The following is a 16,379-nucleotide window of genomic DNA, read 5'->3' on the forward strand; positions in this document are numbered from 1 at the left end:
GCGCAATGCTTTGCGCGGTTACAGGAACGGCGACAATCGCCGCCACGGCCAATCCAGAAACGGCCCGCAACAGATACATACCAGACAACCCCCATTGCTGTACCGGAAACAGTGGCAGAGGATTGTCCGCAGGTAAAGGGGGCGGTGGCCTATTTTGTGCCGAACATGCGGTCGCCCGCATCCCCTAGGCCCGGAACGATATAACCCTTTTCATTCAGGTGGCTATCGAGCGCGGCAGTCACGATGGGAACATCCGGGTGCGCCTCTTGCATGCGGGCAACGCCCTCGGGCGCGGCCAGAAGGCAGAGGAAACGGATATTCGAGGCCCCGGCCTGTTTCAGGAGGTCGATCGCGGCAACCGAGCTGTTGCCGGTGGCCAGCATCGGATCGACGGCAATCACCATGCGTTCGCCCAACTCGTCGGGCACCTTGAAATAATACTGTACCGGCTCCAGCGTTTCCTCGTCACGGTAAAGCCCGACGAAGCCCACGCGGGCCGAAGGGATCAGCTCCAGCATTCCGTCGAGCAGACCATTCCCCGCCCGCAGGATCGAAATCAGCGCCAGCTTGCGGCCCGCCAGAACGGGCGCATCCATTTCCTGCAAGGGCGTCTCGATGCGCTTGGTGGTCATCGGCAGTTCGCGCGTGACCTCATAGGCGAGGAACTGGCTGATCTCGCGCAGAAGCTGGCGGAAGACGGCGGTGGAGGTGTCCTTTTCCCGCATCAGCGTCAGCTTGTGCTGAACCAGCGGGTGATCGACGACGGTTAGATGCTGCATCAGGTTCCTTTCTTCAGTCTCTCTGCCACGCGGTCCTTCGTGTCTTCATCGCAGAAGGCAGCGGCGAGTGCATTGGCGTTGATCTCGTCAAAGATTTCTTCGTCCCAGCCGAACGTGTCGGCGAGGCGGTCATATTCAGCGGTCATCGTGGTGTGGAAGAAGGGCGGATCGTCGGTGGAAACGGTCACCTTCACCCCCCTATTTCGCAGGGTTTCAATGGGATGGTCGCGCCATGTGGGGAAGACCCCCAGAAAGACGTTGGACCCCGGACAGCATTCCAGCGTGATGCCCGCCTCGGCGATCTCATCGAGCAGCGCAAGGTCGGTGATGGCCTGAACGCCGTGACCGATGCGTTCCACATTCAGATCTCGGATCGCATCGCGGACGCTTTCCGCCCCGCCCCATTCGCCCGCATGGGCAGTCAGTCGCAACCCCGCCTCGCGCGCGCAGTCGAAGGCCCAGAGGTAGTCCTTGGGCTTTCCGATCAGCTCATCGCCCGCGATGCCGAAGCCGGTGATGAAATCGCCCCTGGTCTGGGCCGCGCATTCCGCAATGGGCTTGGCCTTTTCAGGGCCGAAATGGCGGATGCAGGTGATGATGCCGCGCAGGGTGATGCCAAGCTCGGCCTCGGCCTTGGCGGCGGTTTCCTCCATCGCGTGCAGATATTCGCGCCACGCGCCCACATCGCCGCCACCGCAGAAATCGGGGGAAATGAAGGTCTCGGAATAGACCACCCCGTTTTCGGCGCTTTCCTCCAGCACGGCGCGGGTCAGGCGGGCGTAATCCTCGGGCGTGGTCAGCACGCTGGTTGCGGCTTCGTAGACTTTCAGGAAGTGCCAGAAATCCTTGTAGGAATAGCTGCCATCCTCGCGGAAGATGCGGCTGAGGTCGGTGCCCTTTTCCTTGGCGATCCCGCGGATGAACGCGGGCGGCGCGCCGCCTTCGAGATGCAGGTGAAGCTCGATCTTTGGGATGCTTTTCATAGGAAACTCTTGCCCGGTCCTTGTGATGGCACCCCCAGATGCGCCGCAATGGACGCCGCGACATCGGTAAAGGCGCACAGCCCTATCTGCCCGGTTTGCGGCCCCTTGCCAAGGACCGGCACCCGTTCGCGGGTGTGGTCGGTGCCGATCCAGGTGGGATCGTTGCCGTGATCGGCGGTGAAGATCATCAAATCATCGGGGCGCAGCTTCGCCAGGATCGGGCCGATTTCCGCGTCGAACCATTCCAGATGGCGCGCATAGCCTGACACGTCGCGGCGGTGGCCATAGATGCTGTCGAACTCCACGAAATTGGCGAAGGCCAGGCTGCCGTCTTCGGCACTGTCCACAAGCTCTGCCAGATGCCCCATCAGCTTGGCATCGGCCCCTTTCACCACGTCGTCGATGCCGCGCATGGAGAAGATATCGCCGATCTTGCCCACGGCATGCACCTTGCGTCCTGCCCCCTGCAACCAATCGCAAAGCGTCGGCGCAGGCGGCATGATGGCATAGTCATGGCGGTTGGGGGTGCGGGTGTAATTGCCCGGCTCACCCACGAAAGGCCGCGCAATGACACGGCCCACTTTCATGGCATGGAGTGTCGGGGCCAGCCGCTCGCAAAGACCATAAAGCCGGTCGAGGCCAAAGCTCTCCTCATGCGCGGCGATCTGAAAGACGCTGTCGGCGGAGGTATAGCAGATGGGCCAACCGGTTTGCTGGTGCCGTTCGCCCTCCACGTCGATGATCAGCGTGCCAGAGGCATGGCGGTTGCCGAGGATACCGTCGGTCCCTGCGATACGCTTGACCTCTTCGATCAGCTCGGGCGGAAAACTGTTCTCGGTGTCGCTGAAATAGGTCCAGTCCCAGGGAACCGGCAGACCCGCCAGTTCCCAGTGACCAGAGGGTGTGTCCTTGCCCGGGCTTATTTCGGTCGCCGCGCCCCAAAGGCCCTCTGGTTCAATCATCAAACCCGGCGCATCCTCGCCAGAGGCCAGCCCGACCGCATGCCCCAGCCCAAGCGCCGCGAGGTTGGGCATGGAAAGCAGCCCGCTACGCCCCTCCTCTGCCCTGCCCGCCGCGCAGGCCGCCGCGATATGGCCGAGCGTGTTGGCCCCGGTATCGGGGTGCCCGTCATTGAAGAAGCGGTCCGCATCGGGCGCGCCGCCACAGCCAACGGAATCCATCACCACCAGAAACGCGCGGGGCATCTAGGCAATCCTTTCCTGAACAAGGGCCGGCGCGGTCTCAGGGCTGTCGGACAGCCGGTATGCCCGATGCAGTGCTTCGGCGGCGGCGCGGGCGTCGTCCTCACTGCGGGCATGGATACGGGCCAGAGGACGGGATTGGTCCACCCGCTCACCGATCCCGGCCAAATCGGTCAGGCCAACCGCCGGGTCCACCTTGTCGGTCTGGACAAGCCGCCCGCCGCCCAGATGCACCACCGCCTCGCCCACGGCGCGGGTGTCGATGGCCGCGACATGGCCGGGGTCCTTCGGCATGATTTCGACCATGACCGGGGCCGCAGGCAGCCGGTCGCGCCAGCGGGATACAAAATCGCTTGGCCCGCCAAGTGCGGCCACCATGAGGCCGAAGATCTCTGCCGCCGCGCCGGTGTTGAGGGCATCGTTGATCTTCGCCTCACCCTCTGCCGCATCCGCAGCCAGCCCGCAAAGCGCCAGCAATTCGCCGCCAAGCGACAGGGTCACCTGCCGCATCCGGGGGGAGCCGCCGGACCCTGTCAAAATCTCCATCGCCTCCATCACCTCGACCGCGTTGCCTGCCGTGGAGGCCAGCGGCTGGCTCATATCCGTCAGCAGGGCCGCGCATTTGCAGCCCGCCCCCTGCGCCGTGTCGACCAGCGATTGCGCCAGCGCCAGCGCGTCGGCGGGGTCCACCATGAAGGCACCAGAGCCGGTCTTGACGTCGAGGATCAGTGCATCGAGCCCCTCAGACAGCTTTTTCGACAGGATCGACGCGGTGATCAGGTCGATGCTTTCAACGGTCGAGGTCACGTCCCTAACCGCATAGAGCCGCTTATCTGCCGGGGCGATTTCGCCCGACGCGCCGACGATGGCGCAGCCCACCTCTCGCACGACCTTCTGCAACTCGTCATTACCGATGATGGCGCGGTAGCCGGGGATCGCCTCCATCTTGTCGAGGGTGCCGCCGGTATGGCCAAGGCCGCGCCCCGACAGCATCGGCACGAAGGCCCCGCAAGCCGCCAGTGCCGGGGCCAGCGGCAGCGACACCGTATCGCCCACGCCGCCGGTGGAATGCTTGTCCACGACAGGTCCGGCCACGTCCCATTTCAGAACCTGCCCGGTGTCCCGCATCGCGTGGGTCAAGCTGACCCTTGCGTCCTTGCCGATGGGGGTTTTGCAGATCGCCATGGCGAAGGCCCCGGCCTGAGAGTCGCTGACAGTACCATCCGCCAACCCCTTGGCAAACCACTGAAAATGCTCGGGCGTCAGCGCATCGCCGACCCGCAATCGCGCCAGGATCTCTCGGGCATCCATGGTTCAGACCCCTTCCATATGGCCCATTCCGAAGGCCCCCGGTAGCAACTCGCCCACGGTGGTTTCCAGCCGCTTGCCATCGGTGGTGGCGAGCGTCACGGGCGTCGCAGGATCGGCAAATTCAGCCAGTTTCTGGCGGCACCCGCCGCAGGGCGGCACGGGCGCAGGACAGTCGGCGATGACGGCGATCTCAGCAATCCGGCTGTCACCTGCCGCGATCATTGCCGCAATCGCCCCGGCCTCGGCGCAGGTGCCTTCCGGGTAGGCGGCGTTTTCGACATTGACCCCAAGGTGCAGGTTCCCTTCCATGCTGCGAATGGCAGCCCCAACCTTGAAGCGGGAATAGGGAACATAGGCGTTTTCGCGCACGCGGGCGGCATCATCGACGAGGGACATGGGGGTAACCTCCGGAAATTGTATCCCCCACTGTGGTCCCGCCATCCGGCGCTTGCAAGCCTTCCGCTACAGAAGGTCCTCTCGACGCGCGCGGCGGTCGACCTGAGTGATCAGCGCCGCGAGTGCCTCATTGCAGCTTTGAACCAGCGATTGCGCCTCCGCCAGACGGTTCTTGTGGGCCGCCGCGTTCAACGCCTCGGCCATGTTCTGCAACCGGTCCGCCCCGATGGCGCCGGCGAGTGAGATGAGGATATGGCTCTGCGCCCGTGTGGTCGCGGTATCATTGACCTGAACGGCCTGTTGCAGGGCATCCTGAACGCTGCGCAGATCCTGCAATAGATGGTCGAGCAGTTCCCCGCACCCGGACGGGCCTGCGGCCTGAAGGATCGCCTCGAACCGATTGCGGTCGAGCGTTCCGTTAGGGACTGTGACAGGGGGTGGGGCCTCCGCCGGGCTGCGACGGTCCACATGGCGGCGGATCGCTTGTCCAAAGGCGGTGACAGACCGGATCGGTTTGGCAATGACCCCATCCGCCCCGGCGGCGTAGATCGCCTCGCGGTTCTCGCGCATCACATAGGCGGTGAGCGCCACAAGGGGTGTGTCAAACTCGGGCGTGGCGCGCAGGCGCTGCATGACCTCGATGCCCGACAGTTTCGGCATCTCGATATCAATCAGTGCGATATCCACGGGCTCACGCGCCAGCAGATCCAGCGTTTCCTGCCCGTCGCGGGCCAGGATCATCCGCGCATCCATCGCGTCGAGCATCTGACGCACCAGAAGCTGGTTGGTTTCGTTGTCTTCCGCCACCAGAATGCGCAGGTCAGAGAGGTCCGGCATATTCGCCGCATGATCGCGGCATTCCCAGGTGGCGCGCGGCAGGGTCAGGGTGACATCCGCACCGCCTTCGGGCAGGTTCTCTACCCGCAGGGTCCCCCCAAGCCCATCCGCCAGACCCTTGGAAATATGCAGCCCAAGGCCGCTGCCGGGCCGGTCCTGCCCCTCCGGCCGACCGCCCGCCGTGAACAGGCGTTCCAGCGCCGTATCGGAAAACCCCCTGCCCTGATCGCGGACACGGAAGTTCATGTCGCCATTCTGCTGCCAGACCGACAACACCACCTGCCCGGCATCGGTGAACTTGAGTGCATTGGCGATAAGGTTCCCGAGAATACGGTCGAGCTTGATCCGCGCAACGGTCACCCGCTCGGCTACGTGCCGGTCGATCTCAACCCGGAAGGTCAGCCCCTGCTCCCGCGCCCGGCCCGACCATCGCAGATCAATACCGGCCAGGAAATTGCGGAAATCGAAGCTGGCGGCGGTGGCCTGACCATCACGGCCCGAGGTCAGCATCATCGCGCCATCGACCAGCTCTGCCAGGGTTTCCCCCGCAACGCGCACTCGTTCGATCTGGGTCTGGGCATCGGGCGGCAACCGGTCCACATCCATCAGCCGCAGCCCGCCGATGATGTCGGAAACCGCTGCGCGTATGTCATGGCCATAAAGGCGCAGCGCGTCGCGCATCGCCTCCAGATCGCTCGTTTCCAGGTCCCTACCGGGCCTGTCGCCGTCCTTGTTCATCACGCATCCCCTGCCCAAGCAGCGTTGCGCCCCCGGTGACCATGCAACCGTCAGTTAGGTTAAGATTTGGTTAACGACGCGAAAAGGCCGGGCGATTTCGCACCCGGCCTGTCGTTATTGCCCTGTGAAGGTCAGCTTACTTTGGGTAGCCGAGCTCTTTCAGGGCTTCGGTGATCTCATCCAGAATGGCCGGATCGTCGATGGTCGCGGGCATTTTGTATTCCTTACCGTCGGCGATATTCACCATAGTGCCGCGCAGGATCTTGCCAGACCGGGTCTTGGGCAGCCGCTGAACCACGGTGGCCAGCTTGAAGGCGGCAACCGGGCCGATCTTTTCGCGCACCAGCTTGACGCATTCCGCGACCACATCCTCAGCCGATTTCTGCGTCCCGGCATTGAGGCAAAGGAAGCCCATGGGCATCTGCCCCTTCAGCTGGTCCGCCACCCCGATCACGGCACATTCGGCCACGTCCGGATGGCTGGCCAGAACCTCTTCCATGCCGCCGGTGGACAGGCGGTGGCCCGCGACGTTGATCACGTCATCGGTGCGCGCCATGATGTAGAGATAGCCGTCCTCGTCCTTGTAGCCCGCATCGCCGGTTTCATAGTAGCCGGGGAAATGGTCGAGATAGGATTTGCGGAACCGCGCCTCGGCGTTCCACAGGGTCGGCAGGGTGCCCGGCGGCAGCGGCAGCTTCACCGCGATGGCGCCAAGATCGCCGTCCTTCACAGGATGCCCGCCCTCGTCGAGGATCTGCACGTCATAGCCCGGCATCGGCACGGAGGGCGAGCCGATCTTGACCGGCAGCTTTTCGATACCAAGCGGGTTGCCCGCGATGCACCAGCCGGTTTCGGTCTGCCACCAGTGATCGACCACCGGCACACCCAGCTTGTCCTGCGCCCAGATGATCGTGTCGGGATCGGCGCGCTCACCGGCCAGGAACAGGGATTCGAGGCAGCCGATATCGTAGTCGCCGATCAGCGCACCCTGCGGGTCTTCCCGCTTGACGGCGCGCAGCGCAGTGGGCGCGGTGAAGAGACACTTGACCTTGTGATCCTGAATGACCCGCCAGAAGGTGCCTGCGTCGGGGGTGCCCACGGGCTTGCCCTCGAACACGATGGTGGTGCAACCGAAGGTCAGCGGCGCATAGCAGATATAGCTGTGCCCCACGACCCAACCCACGTCGGAGGCGGCCCAGAAGACCTCTCCGGGGTTCATGTCGTAGAGGTTCCGCATGGTCCAGTTCAGCGCGACCATATGGCCGCCGGTGTGGCGGATCACGCCCTTGGGCTGGCCGGTGGTGCCGGAAGTGTAGAGGATATACTGCGGATGGTTGCCTTCAACAGGCACACAGTCTGCGGGTTCAACGCCATACTGAAAGCCGTGCCAGTCAAAATCGCGGCCCTCTTCCAGATGCGCAACCTCCTGTTCGCGCTGGAAGATCACGCAGAATTCCGGCTTGTGGTCCGCCATCTCGATGGCACCGTCCAGAAGCGGCTTGTAATGGACCACGCGGCCCGGCTCCAACCCGCAGGAGGCAGCGATGATGCATTTGGGCTGGCAATCGTCGATGCGCACGGCCAGTTCGTTCGCTGCAAAGCCCCCGAACACGACCGAATGGATCGCGCCAAGACGGGAACAGGCGAGCATCGCCTCCAGCGCCTCGGGCACCATCGGCATGTAGATGATGACGCGGTCGCCCTTCTCCACGCCCTTGGCGCGCAGCGCCCCCGCAAGGCTGGCGACCCGGTCGCGCAGCTCGCTATAGGTGATCTCGTGCTTCGAGTGGGTGATGGGGCTGTCATGGATGATGGCAATGCGCTCGCCGTGGCCGGCCTCCACATGGCGATCCACCGCGTTCCAGCAGGCATTCAGCGTGCCGTCCGAAAACCATTCATACAGCGGGGCATTGTCGTCAAAGAGTGCCTTGCTGGGTGGCGTGACCCAATCGATGGCTTCGGCGGCTTTCATCCAAAACCCGTCAGGGTCTGCCTTGGCTTCGGCGTAGACATGCGAATAGCCCATGTCGTCTCCTCCAAAAGATGTCCTGCATTCCCCTGCGGCACGACCTACATCCCCTTGCCCCGTCAGACAAAGGGTTTCATTGACGCAGCCCCGCAAAAGCAACGGGGCGCCCGAAAGGACGCCCCGTCAAAAACTCGCGACTGACCGGGATCAGAAGTGCATGTTCAAACCGACGCGCACCTGCTGCACCGCGTTCGAGGTCTGGGTCGAGTAGATCCCGCCGACATTGGAGCTGAAGATCGTCTGATCACCCAGATCGGTATAACGGTATTCCACCCCGAGCGAGGTCCGGTCGCCAAGGCGGGTTTCCATACCGATCCCGATGGTCGCACCATCCACCTCGTAGGAGCCCGAGGCCGTGCTGGCCAGACCGGTCAGGACGCCGCCGCCGTTGTAGTTATGCGACTCGCCGAAGCTGGCGCGCGACCAGCCGAGCATGCCGTAGAACTGGGTGTTCTCGTTGGCCAGAACACCGACGCGGCCACCGATGGTCATCATGCTTTCAGGCGTGATTTCCTGGTCGATGGTCACCTGCTGGCCACCCACGAGATACTGCATGTGGGAATTCGCGTTCACATCGAAAATCGTGTAGTCGAAGGTCGCGCCCACATAGGTACGCTCCGACATGGCGAAGGTGTAGCCGATCTGGATCGAAGCCAGGCCGCCATGTTCGCCCAGATCATGGGAGAACTCGAGCCGGTCGACGGAATCGAAATTGCCGCTGTACTGGTGCTGCGAAATGCCGATGCCAAGCGCACCGCCGATAAACAGGCCCGACCAGAAATCGTTGGAAACCTGCTGAACCGGTGCCGGTTCATAGACGGTGGGGGACACCAGCGGAGAGGGGCCATCCGCTGCCGCCGGAAGCGCCGCAACGAGAGTGGCCATGGCAGCGGATGCTGCCAGAGCAGAATGGAGTCTGGGCATGGGAGTGCTTCTCCTCGTGAAACCTTATGTTGCCTCTGCCGGACTGTTTTTTGGCGCCCGACGTTATTATTAACGATCGCTTAACTTTCGTTAATGCGTCATTAACCAGTGTTAACACATCGGATTCCGGAAATCTCCCCCCATTTTGCCCAGTGAGCCGGAGCCGTTGCGATCATGCAAACGCGCCACAGTCGCACAGGGCAAAAGGACAGGGCCAACCGCGATCTGCGATTGGCCCCTATGCAAGCAACCACTTGAATTGAAAGCATTTGTCAGCCGTAGTGCTGGACCGGCGTACCGGCCAGGGCCGAGATGTTCAACAGCCCCCGTGCTGTGATCGAAGGTGTGACGATATGGGCACGGTTGCCCATCCCCATCAGAATCGGGCCGACCTCCAACCCGCCTGCCTTGACTTTCAACAGGTTACGGGACGCCCCTGCAGCATCGGTTGAAGCAAAAACCAGCGCGTTGGCGGATCCTTCGAGTCGGCAGCCGGGGAAGACCCTCTCTCTCAACTCGGGGTCGAGCGCGGCATCCGCCAGCATCTCGCCCTCGTAAACGAAGTCGAGCCCCATGCCGTCGAGGATCTCCAGCGCCGCGCGCATCCGCCGGCCGCTGTCGCTGTCGAGATTGCCGAACTGGCTGCCCGAACAGAGCGCGATTTTCGGCTCCACCCCAAAGCGGCGTACATGGCGGGCTGCGCCGATCACGGTTTCGGCGATCTGCTGCGGCGTCGGCACCGCGTGCACATGGGTATCCGCGATGAAGAGCGGCCCATCCTCCAGGATCATCAGGCTGAGCGCCCCGACCGGGTGCAACCCGCCATCGCTGAGAAGCTGGGTGATATAGTTCAGGTGCCACAGATACTGACCGAAGGTGCCGCAGATCAGCGAATCCGCCTCACCGCGCTGGACCGCGACCGCCCCGATCGCGGTCGTGTTGGTGCGCATGATGGCGCGGGCCAGATCAGGCGTGACACCGCGGCGCTGCATCTTTTCGAGGTAGCTCTGCCAGTAGTCGCGATAGCGATGGTCGCTTTCGGGGTTGATCAGCTCGAAATCGCGGTCGGGGCGAATGGTCAGCCCGGCGCGCTCGATCCGCATCTGCACCACTTCCGGGCGACCGATCAGCGTAGGTGTGTCGGTCATCTCCTCCAGCATCGCCTGTGCTGCGCGCAGAACCCGCTCATCCTCGCCTTCCGCGAAGACGATCCGACGCGTGGTGCTGGCTGCGGCCTCGAAGACCGGACGCATGATCAGGGCAGAGCGGAAGACCGACTGGTTCAGTTTCTCGCGATAAGCGTCAAAGTCCTCCAGCGGGCGCGTCGCAACGCCACTGTCCATCGCCGCCCTGGCAACGGAACTGGCCACAACCCCGATCAGGCGCGGGTCGAAAGGTTTGGGAATCAGGTAATCCGCCCCGAAGGTCAGTTGTTCCCCCTTGTAGGCTGCCGCCGCCTCGGCACTTGTGGTCGCGCGGGCGAGTTCAGCGATACCCTCGACACAGCCGATCTGCATGGCGTCATTGATTTCGGTCGCGCCCACGTCCAATGCGCCCCGGAAGATGAAGGGGAAACAGAGCACGTTATTGACCTGATTGGGGAAATCGCTGCGCCCCGTGGCAATGATCGCATCGGGCGCAACACTGCGGACATCATCAGGCAGGATTTCGGGCGTCGGATTTGCCAGCGCGAAGACAATGGGCTGCTTCGCCATTTTGGCCACCATCTCCGCTTTCAGAACACCGGGACCGGAGAGCCCGAGAAAGAGGTCCGCCCCGTCGATCACATCGTCCAGCGTGCGCAGGTCACTGGCTTGCGCGTAATCCGCCTTCTGCGGGGTCATGTCCTCGCTGCGGCCCTCATAGACCAGCCCGTGAATATCGCAGAGCCACACGTTTTCGCGCTTCACGCCCAGTTTCAGCAGCATGTTGAGACAGGCGATCCCCGCAGCCCCGCCCCCGGTGGAGACGACCTTAATCTCTTCGAATTTCTTGCCCGCCAGATGCAGCGCGTTGGTGGCCGCAGCCCCCACAACAATCGCGGTGCCGTGCTGGTCGTCGTGGAAAACCGGGATACCCATACGCTCGCGGCAGATCCTCTCGACGATGAAGCAATCGGGGGCCTTGATGTCTTCAAGGTTGATCGCGCCGAAGGTCGGCTCCAGCGCGCAGACGATCTCGGCCAGCTTGTAGGGATCAGGCTCGTTCACCTCGATATCGAAGCAGTCCACATTGGCGAATTTCTTGAAGAGGACGGCCTTGCCCTCCATCACCGGCTTGGAGGCCAGCGCGCCAATATTTCCAAGCCCCAGAACGGCGGTGCCGTTCGAGACAACCGCCACCAGATTGCCGCGCGCGGTGTATCGGGACGCCTCGGCCGGGTCGCGTTTGATCTCGACACAGGCCTCTGCCACGCCCGGGCTGTAGGCGCGGGCCAGATCGCGGCCATTGGCCAGCGGCTTGGTGGCGCGGATTTCGAGCTTACCGGGCTTGGGGAACTCGTGATAATCGAGTGCCCCCTGGCGGAATGCGTCGTGTTTGTCATCGGTCATGAATTGGGCCTCCCGGAAACTTGTTTAACGTTAAACTATATTCCACAGCAAGCGAAAAGGCGGTCCAACGTCGCGGATCGCGTTACGCGAATTGCTCGCGGATCAGCCGTTCTTCCAGCCCGTGACCGGGATCGAACAGGATGCGATGCCCGATCTCGGGGTCGGACCGGATTTCCACCGACACCACGTTTTCCACCGACCGACTGTCCGCATCGGCCATCACCGGCCGCTTGTCGTGATCCAGCACATCGAACCGAACGACCGCGTTTTTAGGCAAGAGCGCCCCCCGCCAGCGCCGGGGCCGAAACGCCGCCATCGCCGTCAGCGCCAGCACGTCCGAGCCAATGGGCAGGATCGGCCCATGCGCGGAATAGTTATAGGCGGTGGAGCCTGCGGGCGTGCAGACCAGCGCCCCGTCGCAGACCAGCTCTTCCATCCGCATCCGACCATCGACCCAGATCTGCAACCGCGCCGCCTGAGGGCCCGCACGGAGCAGGCTGACCTCGTTGATCGCCAGCGCCTCCGTCACCGTTCCATCGGCCCCCACAGCCTTCATATGCAGCGGGTTGATCACCGCCTCTTCCGCCGCTTCCAGCCGGTCAATCAGCCCATCCTCGGCATATTCATTCATCAGGAACCCGACCGTCCCCCGGTTCATCCCGTAAACCGGCGCATCCAGATCCTGCGTTCCATGCAGCGTCGACAGCATGAACCCGTCGCCCCCAAGCGCCACGATCACGTCGGCCTCGCCCGGATCATGCTGACCATACCTTGCAGCCAGACGCGCCTGTGCCTCCTGCGCAATCGGGGCGTCAGAGGCGAGAAAGCTGATGTTACGGGCAGCGGGCATGGCGTCTCCGGCGGGTCTGGGTTCTGCCAGTGTTCACCCGTGACGGTTGGAAACTCAATCCCGGATTCGCCCGAGACGTCCGTGAAGTTTCCGATAGTGGACGTTCCTGAGACGAAATGCGCCGGTTTCCGGGCTTCCTTGCCCCGCCCGCTTTGGATAGATGCAGCCAAACGACCCTCATCGCCTTCAGTAAGGGAGACAGGCCATGACCGCGCCCCACCGCGACGCTGGTTTCTTCACCGAAACACTCGCCACCCGTGACCCGGAAATCTTCGGTGCCATCACCAAAGAGCTTGGCCGTCAGCGCGACGAGATCGAGCTGATTGCCTCGGAAAACATCGTCAGCCGCGCCGTGATGGAAGCGCAGGGCTCGGTGATGACCAACAAATATGCCGAGGGCTATCCGGGTCGCCGCTATTATGGCGGCTGTCAGTTCGTGGATATCGCAGAAGATCTGGCCATCGACCGCGCCAAGCAGCTTTTTGGCTGCGAATACGCCAACGTGCAGCCCAACTCGGGCAGCCAGGCCAACCAGGGCGTCTTCACGGCGCTGCTGCAGCCCGGCGACACCATCCTGGGCATGAGCCTCGATGCAGGCGGTCACCTGACCCACGGTGCACGGCCCAACCAGTCGGGCAAGTGGTTCAATGCCATCCAGTACGGCGTGCGTCAGCAAGACAACCTGATCGACTATGACCAGGTGCAGGCGCTGGCCACCGAACACCAGCCCAAGCTGATCATCGCAGGCGGCTCCGCCATCCCGCGCCAGATCGACTTCGCCAAGTTCCGCGAGATCGCCGACAGCGTCGGCGCCTACCTGATGGTCGACATGGCCCATTTCGCCGGTCTCGTGGCGGCAGGCGAGCACCCCTCGCCCTTCCCCTATGCCGACGTCGCCACCACCACCACGCATAAAACCCTGCGCGGTCCCCGCGGCGGCATGATCGTCACCAATGACGAAACCATCGCCAAGAAGGTCAACTCCGCCATCTTCCCCGGCATCCAGGGCGGGCCGCTCATGCATGTGATCGCGGGCAAGGCTGTAGCCTTTGGCGAGGCGCTGCGCCCCGAATTCAAGGCCTATCAGCAACAGGTGCGCGCCAATGCCGTGGCGCTTGCAGATCAGCTGATGAAGGGCGGTCTGGATATCGTCACCGGCGGCACCGACACCCATGTGATGCTGGTCGACCTGCGCCCCAAAGGCGTGAAGGGTAACGCCACCGAGAAGGCCCTGGGCCGCGCCCACATCACCTGCAACAAGAACGGCATTCCCTTCGACCCGGAAAAGCCCACCATCACCTCGGGCATCCGCCTCGGCACGCCCGCAGGCACCACCCGCGGCTTCGGCGAGGCCGAGTTCCGCCAGATCGCCGACTGGATCGTCGAAGTGGTCGACGGGCTCGCCGCCAATGGCGAAGAGGCCAATGCAGAGGTCGAGGACAAGGTGAAGGCCGAGGTCGCCGCGCTCTGCGCCCGCTTCCCGCTCTACCCCGATCTCTGAACGCAGCTTACTGCATCTGACAGAGGGCCGCTCCCGATCCGGGGTGGCCCTTTGTGCTGTCCCCGTCGCTTCGTGACACCCTCCCGCATATGCGTCTTAGGTCTTTGAACGCCATGGTTTCATCTTGGCCGGAAATACCTCCGCCGGAGGAATCCCACCCGCACCAGATACCCGTCCGGCAACTCTGACACGACTCCCGCGCCACATCCTCGTGGCAACGCGGACCGACGAGGCCTCCGGCGTCAGCCGGGGGTTCAGGAGGGCCGCTCCCGGGTCGACGACGAAGTCGGCGAAACCGGTTGAACTACGCGCTTGCCCCTGGCAGTCGCGCGATCAAACCTTCCCGATCCGCCAGGTAGGGCAACCGCGCCCGCGCCGCCGTTACAGCCGCGGCATCCAGCGCCGCCACGATCAACTCGGGTCCATCCCCGGCAACAGCCACGCTCTGCCCCACCGGCCCCACGATCCGGCTGCCGCCATAATAGGACAGCCCGTTTTCCGTGCCCGCATGGTTGGCGTAAAGCAGCCACAGCCCGTTCTCGAAGCCGCGTGACGGCATCACCTCGCGAGAGACATTTCCCCACTGATCCGACAGCGCTGTCGGCACGAACAGCACCTCTGCCCCCGCCAGCGCCGCCGCGCGCGGGCCTTCGGGAAACTCCGCGTCATAGCAGATGAGGATCGCACAGCGCAGGCCCCCGAAGTCGAACACCGCACAACCCTGCCCTTCGGCAAAGCGCCCGGTTTCCGGCCCCGGCGGGATCACCAGCTTGCGGTGATGCGCAATGGGGCCGCCCGGCCCCACCAGCTGTGCGGAATTGTAGACCTTGTCGCCATCGCGCTCCGCGTAGCCATAGAGCACCGCCGTCCCGACCCGCGCCGCCAGCGCCTGCACGGCCTGCGCAAATGGCCCGTCCGCCGGTTCCGCCAGCCGGGCAATGTCGTCCCCGATGTGGTAGCCGCAGGCGAAAAGCTCCGGGCAGAGCACAACGTCGAGCCCCTGCCCCGCAATCGCGGCCTCCAGCCGCGTCAACCGCTCCACCGCCGTCAGCCCCTCCCCGTCGCTCTGCCAGATGCCCGCCCTCACGGCAGTTGCCCCGAATAGAGGATCTCGCGCGGGTAGTCCGTCAGGTAGTCGCAGCCCGCCTCCGTCACCACGATGGAATCCCCAATCCGCCCACCACACTGGCCATCCAAAGAAATCCCGCCGTCCACGGCAAAGGTCATCCCCGGTTGCAATATCGTCCGGTCCCCCGCCTTCAGCTCCGGCGCTTCCAGATAGCTCATTCCGATGGAGCGCCCGGTGCGATAGCCGGTCTCAAAGCCCCGTTCCCGGTAGACCTCGTTCGCGGCCTCCGCCACGCTTTCCGCCGCCACCCCCGGCCGGATCGCCGCAATCGCCGCCTGCTGCGCGTCGATGGCCGCTTGCTGCACCCTGATCGCGTCATCGCTGGCGTGTTCGATGAAGAACATCCGGTCGAAGCCGAGCTTGTAGAGCTTGAACTGCGCCATGTTGCAGAAACAGAAATAGACCGGGTCGCCGGGGGCCAGCCGCTTCACGCTGGCGCGGCGGTGCACCATCGAGGTGTCGCTGCCCGATTGCATGATCTGCAATCCTTGGATCATCGGCGAAACGAAGGCCTCCCACCCCTTGTCGGTCAGGAACCCCGCCGCCTTGCGGGTGCCCGCGTCGATCACCGCCAAAGCGGCTTCGTATTCGGGCACGTCTGCGGCCAGCGCCCCATGGGCCGCCCCCATCATCGCGCCCGCGATCTGGCCCGCCTGGCGCATCACCTCGATCTCGGCGGGCGACTTGATCATCCGCATCGCGCCCAGAATGGGCGAGACATCGGTCAGCTCTGTCCCCGGCATATGGTCGTCGAACCAATTGCGCAAGGGGGCTGGCAGGGTGCCCTTTTCCACCGCCACGCGGAGGGCAGCGCCCAGAACCTTCGGCAACACATGGACCCAGTGATTGTTGCCCATATCCTCCCAGGTCACGATCTCCTCGACCCAGGTCATGGCGGCGACCATCTCGCTTTCCATCAGCGGCGTGACCACGACGGGATCGGCGTCGGGCCGAACCACCAGCGCCGTGGGCCGCCCAAACTCCACCGACAGGTAGCCCCAGAACCCTGCCAGATAGCCGATCGAGGCTTCATCCGTGATCAGCGCGACCTCGATCCCGGCATCGGCCAGTTTCTGCTGGAACCGCGCGTGTCTGTCTTTGGCTTCATCGAGCATTCTTGTCCCCCTTTGGCTATTGACCAGCCTGCG

Annotated in this window: 13 protein-coding genes; 1 reads left to right on the forward strand and 12 read right to left on the reverse strand. The window is 63.8% G+C overall.

What is annotated here, in order from left to right; all coding sequences use genetic code 11:
* Positions 1–149: 149 nt before the first annotated feature.
* The 10 genes from upp to BKY26_RS12930 all read right to left on the reverse strand — a co-directional run bounded on the left by upp (position 150) and on the right by BKY26_RS12930 (position 12,601).
* Positions 150–779, reverse strand: a complete 630-nt coding sequence (upp, locus tag BKY26_RS12885; protein ID WP_071690795.1) for a uracil phosphoribosyltransferase — start codon at positions 777–779, stop codon at positions 150–152.
* Positions 779–1,762, reverse strand: a complete 984-nt coding sequence (locus BKY26_RS12890; RefSeq protein ID WP_071690796.1) for an adenosine deaminase — start codon at positions 1,760–1,762, stop codon at positions 779–781. Before BKY26_RS12890 ends, upp begins: the two co-directional genes overlap by 1 nt.
* Entirely contained in the window at positions 1,759–2,967 is a 1,209-nt protein-coding gene (locus BKY26_RS12895) for a phosphopentomutase (RefSeq protein ID WP_071690797.1), read from the reverse strand. The genes BKY26_RS12890 and BKY26_RS12895 overlap by 4 nt, the downstream gene beginning before the upstream one ends.
* On the reverse strand, positions 2,968–4,275 hold the full coding sequence (locus BKY26_RS12900; RefSeq protein WP_071690798.1) for a thymidine phosphorylase: 1,308 nt from the start codon (positions 4,273–4,275) through the stop codon (positions 2,968–2,970).
* A 3-nt stretch (positions 4,276–4,278) separates the two neighbouring features.
* The gene (locus BKY26_RS12905; protein ID WP_071690799.1) at positions 4,279–4,671 is read right to left on the reverse strand and encodes a cytidine deaminase; all 393 of its coding nucleotides are present in this window, start codon (positions 4,669–4,671) and stop codon (positions 4,279–4,281) included.
* Positions 4,672–4,737: 66 nt separating this feature from the next.
* Positions 4,738–6,246, reverse strand: a complete 1,509-nt coding sequence (locus BKY26_RS12910; RefSeq protein WP_071690800.1) for an ATP-binding protein — start codon at positions 6,244–6,246, stop codon at positions 4,738–4,740.
* Positions 6,247–6,382: 136 nt separating this feature from the next.
* Complete coding sequence (prpE, locus tag BKY26_RS12915; protein WP_071690801.1) at positions 6,383–8,272, reverse strand: propionate-CoA ligase PrpE; 1,890 nt, start codon at positions 8,270–8,272, stop codon at positions 6,383–6,385.
* Positions 8,273–8,422: 150 nt separating this feature from the next.
* Positions 8,423–9,199: an outer membrane protein gene (locus tag BKY26_RS12920; protein ID WP_083431443.1), complete on the reverse strand. Its 777-nt coding sequence runs from the start codon at positions 9,197–9,199 to the stop codon at positions 8,423–8,425.
* Between the two features lie 272 nt (positions 9,200–9,471).
* The gene (locus BKY26_RS12925) at positions 9,472–11,751 is read right to left on the reverse strand and encodes an NADP-dependent malic enzyme (RefSeq protein ID WP_071690803.1); all 2,280 of its coding nucleotides are present in this window, start codon (positions 11,749–11,751) and stop codon (positions 9,472–9,474) included.
* Between the two features lie 82 nt (positions 11,752–11,833).
* Positions 11,834–12,601: an NAD kinase gene (locus tag BKY26_RS12930; protein ID WP_071690804.1), complete on the reverse strand. Its 768-nt coding sequence runs from the start codon at positions 12,599–12,601 to the stop codon at positions 11,834–11,836.
* Between the two features lie 205 nt (positions 12,602–12,806).
* On the opposite strand from BKY26_RS12930, the gene glyA reads away from it, so the two are divergent.
* On the forward strand, positions 12,807–14,102 hold the full coding sequence (gene glyA / locus BKY26_RS12935; protein ID WP_071690805.1) for a serine hydroxymethyltransferase: 1,296 nt from the start codon (positions 12,807–12,809) through the stop codon (positions 14,100–14,102).
* Between the two features lie 304 nt (positions 14,103–14,406).
* Here the strand turns inward: glyA and BKY26_RS12940 are convergent, their stop codons facing one another.
* Together BKY26_RS12940 and BKY26_RS12945 are read right to left on the reverse strand one after the other, a co-directional pair.
* A complete protein-coding gene (locus BKY26_RS12940; protein ID WP_071690806.1) occupies positions 14,407–15,189 on the reverse strand; it encodes a carbon-nitrogen hydrolase family protein in 783 nt (260 codons plus the stop codon).
* Positions 15,186–16,346: a M24 family metallopeptidase gene (locus tag BKY26_RS12945; RefSeq protein ID WP_071690807.1), complete on the reverse strand. Its 1,161-nt coding sequence runs from the start codon at positions 16,344–16,346 to the stop codon at positions 15,186–15,188. Before BKY26_RS12945 ends, BKY26_RS12940 begins: the two co-directional genes overlap by 4 nt.
* Positions 16,347–16,379: the final 33 nt, after the last annotated feature.

Source organism: Nioella sediminis (assembly GCF_001879695.1).
Taxonomy (GTDB): domain Bacteria; phylum Pseudomonadota; class Alphaproteobacteria; order Rhodobacterales; family Rhodobacteraceae; genus Nioella; species Nioella sediminis.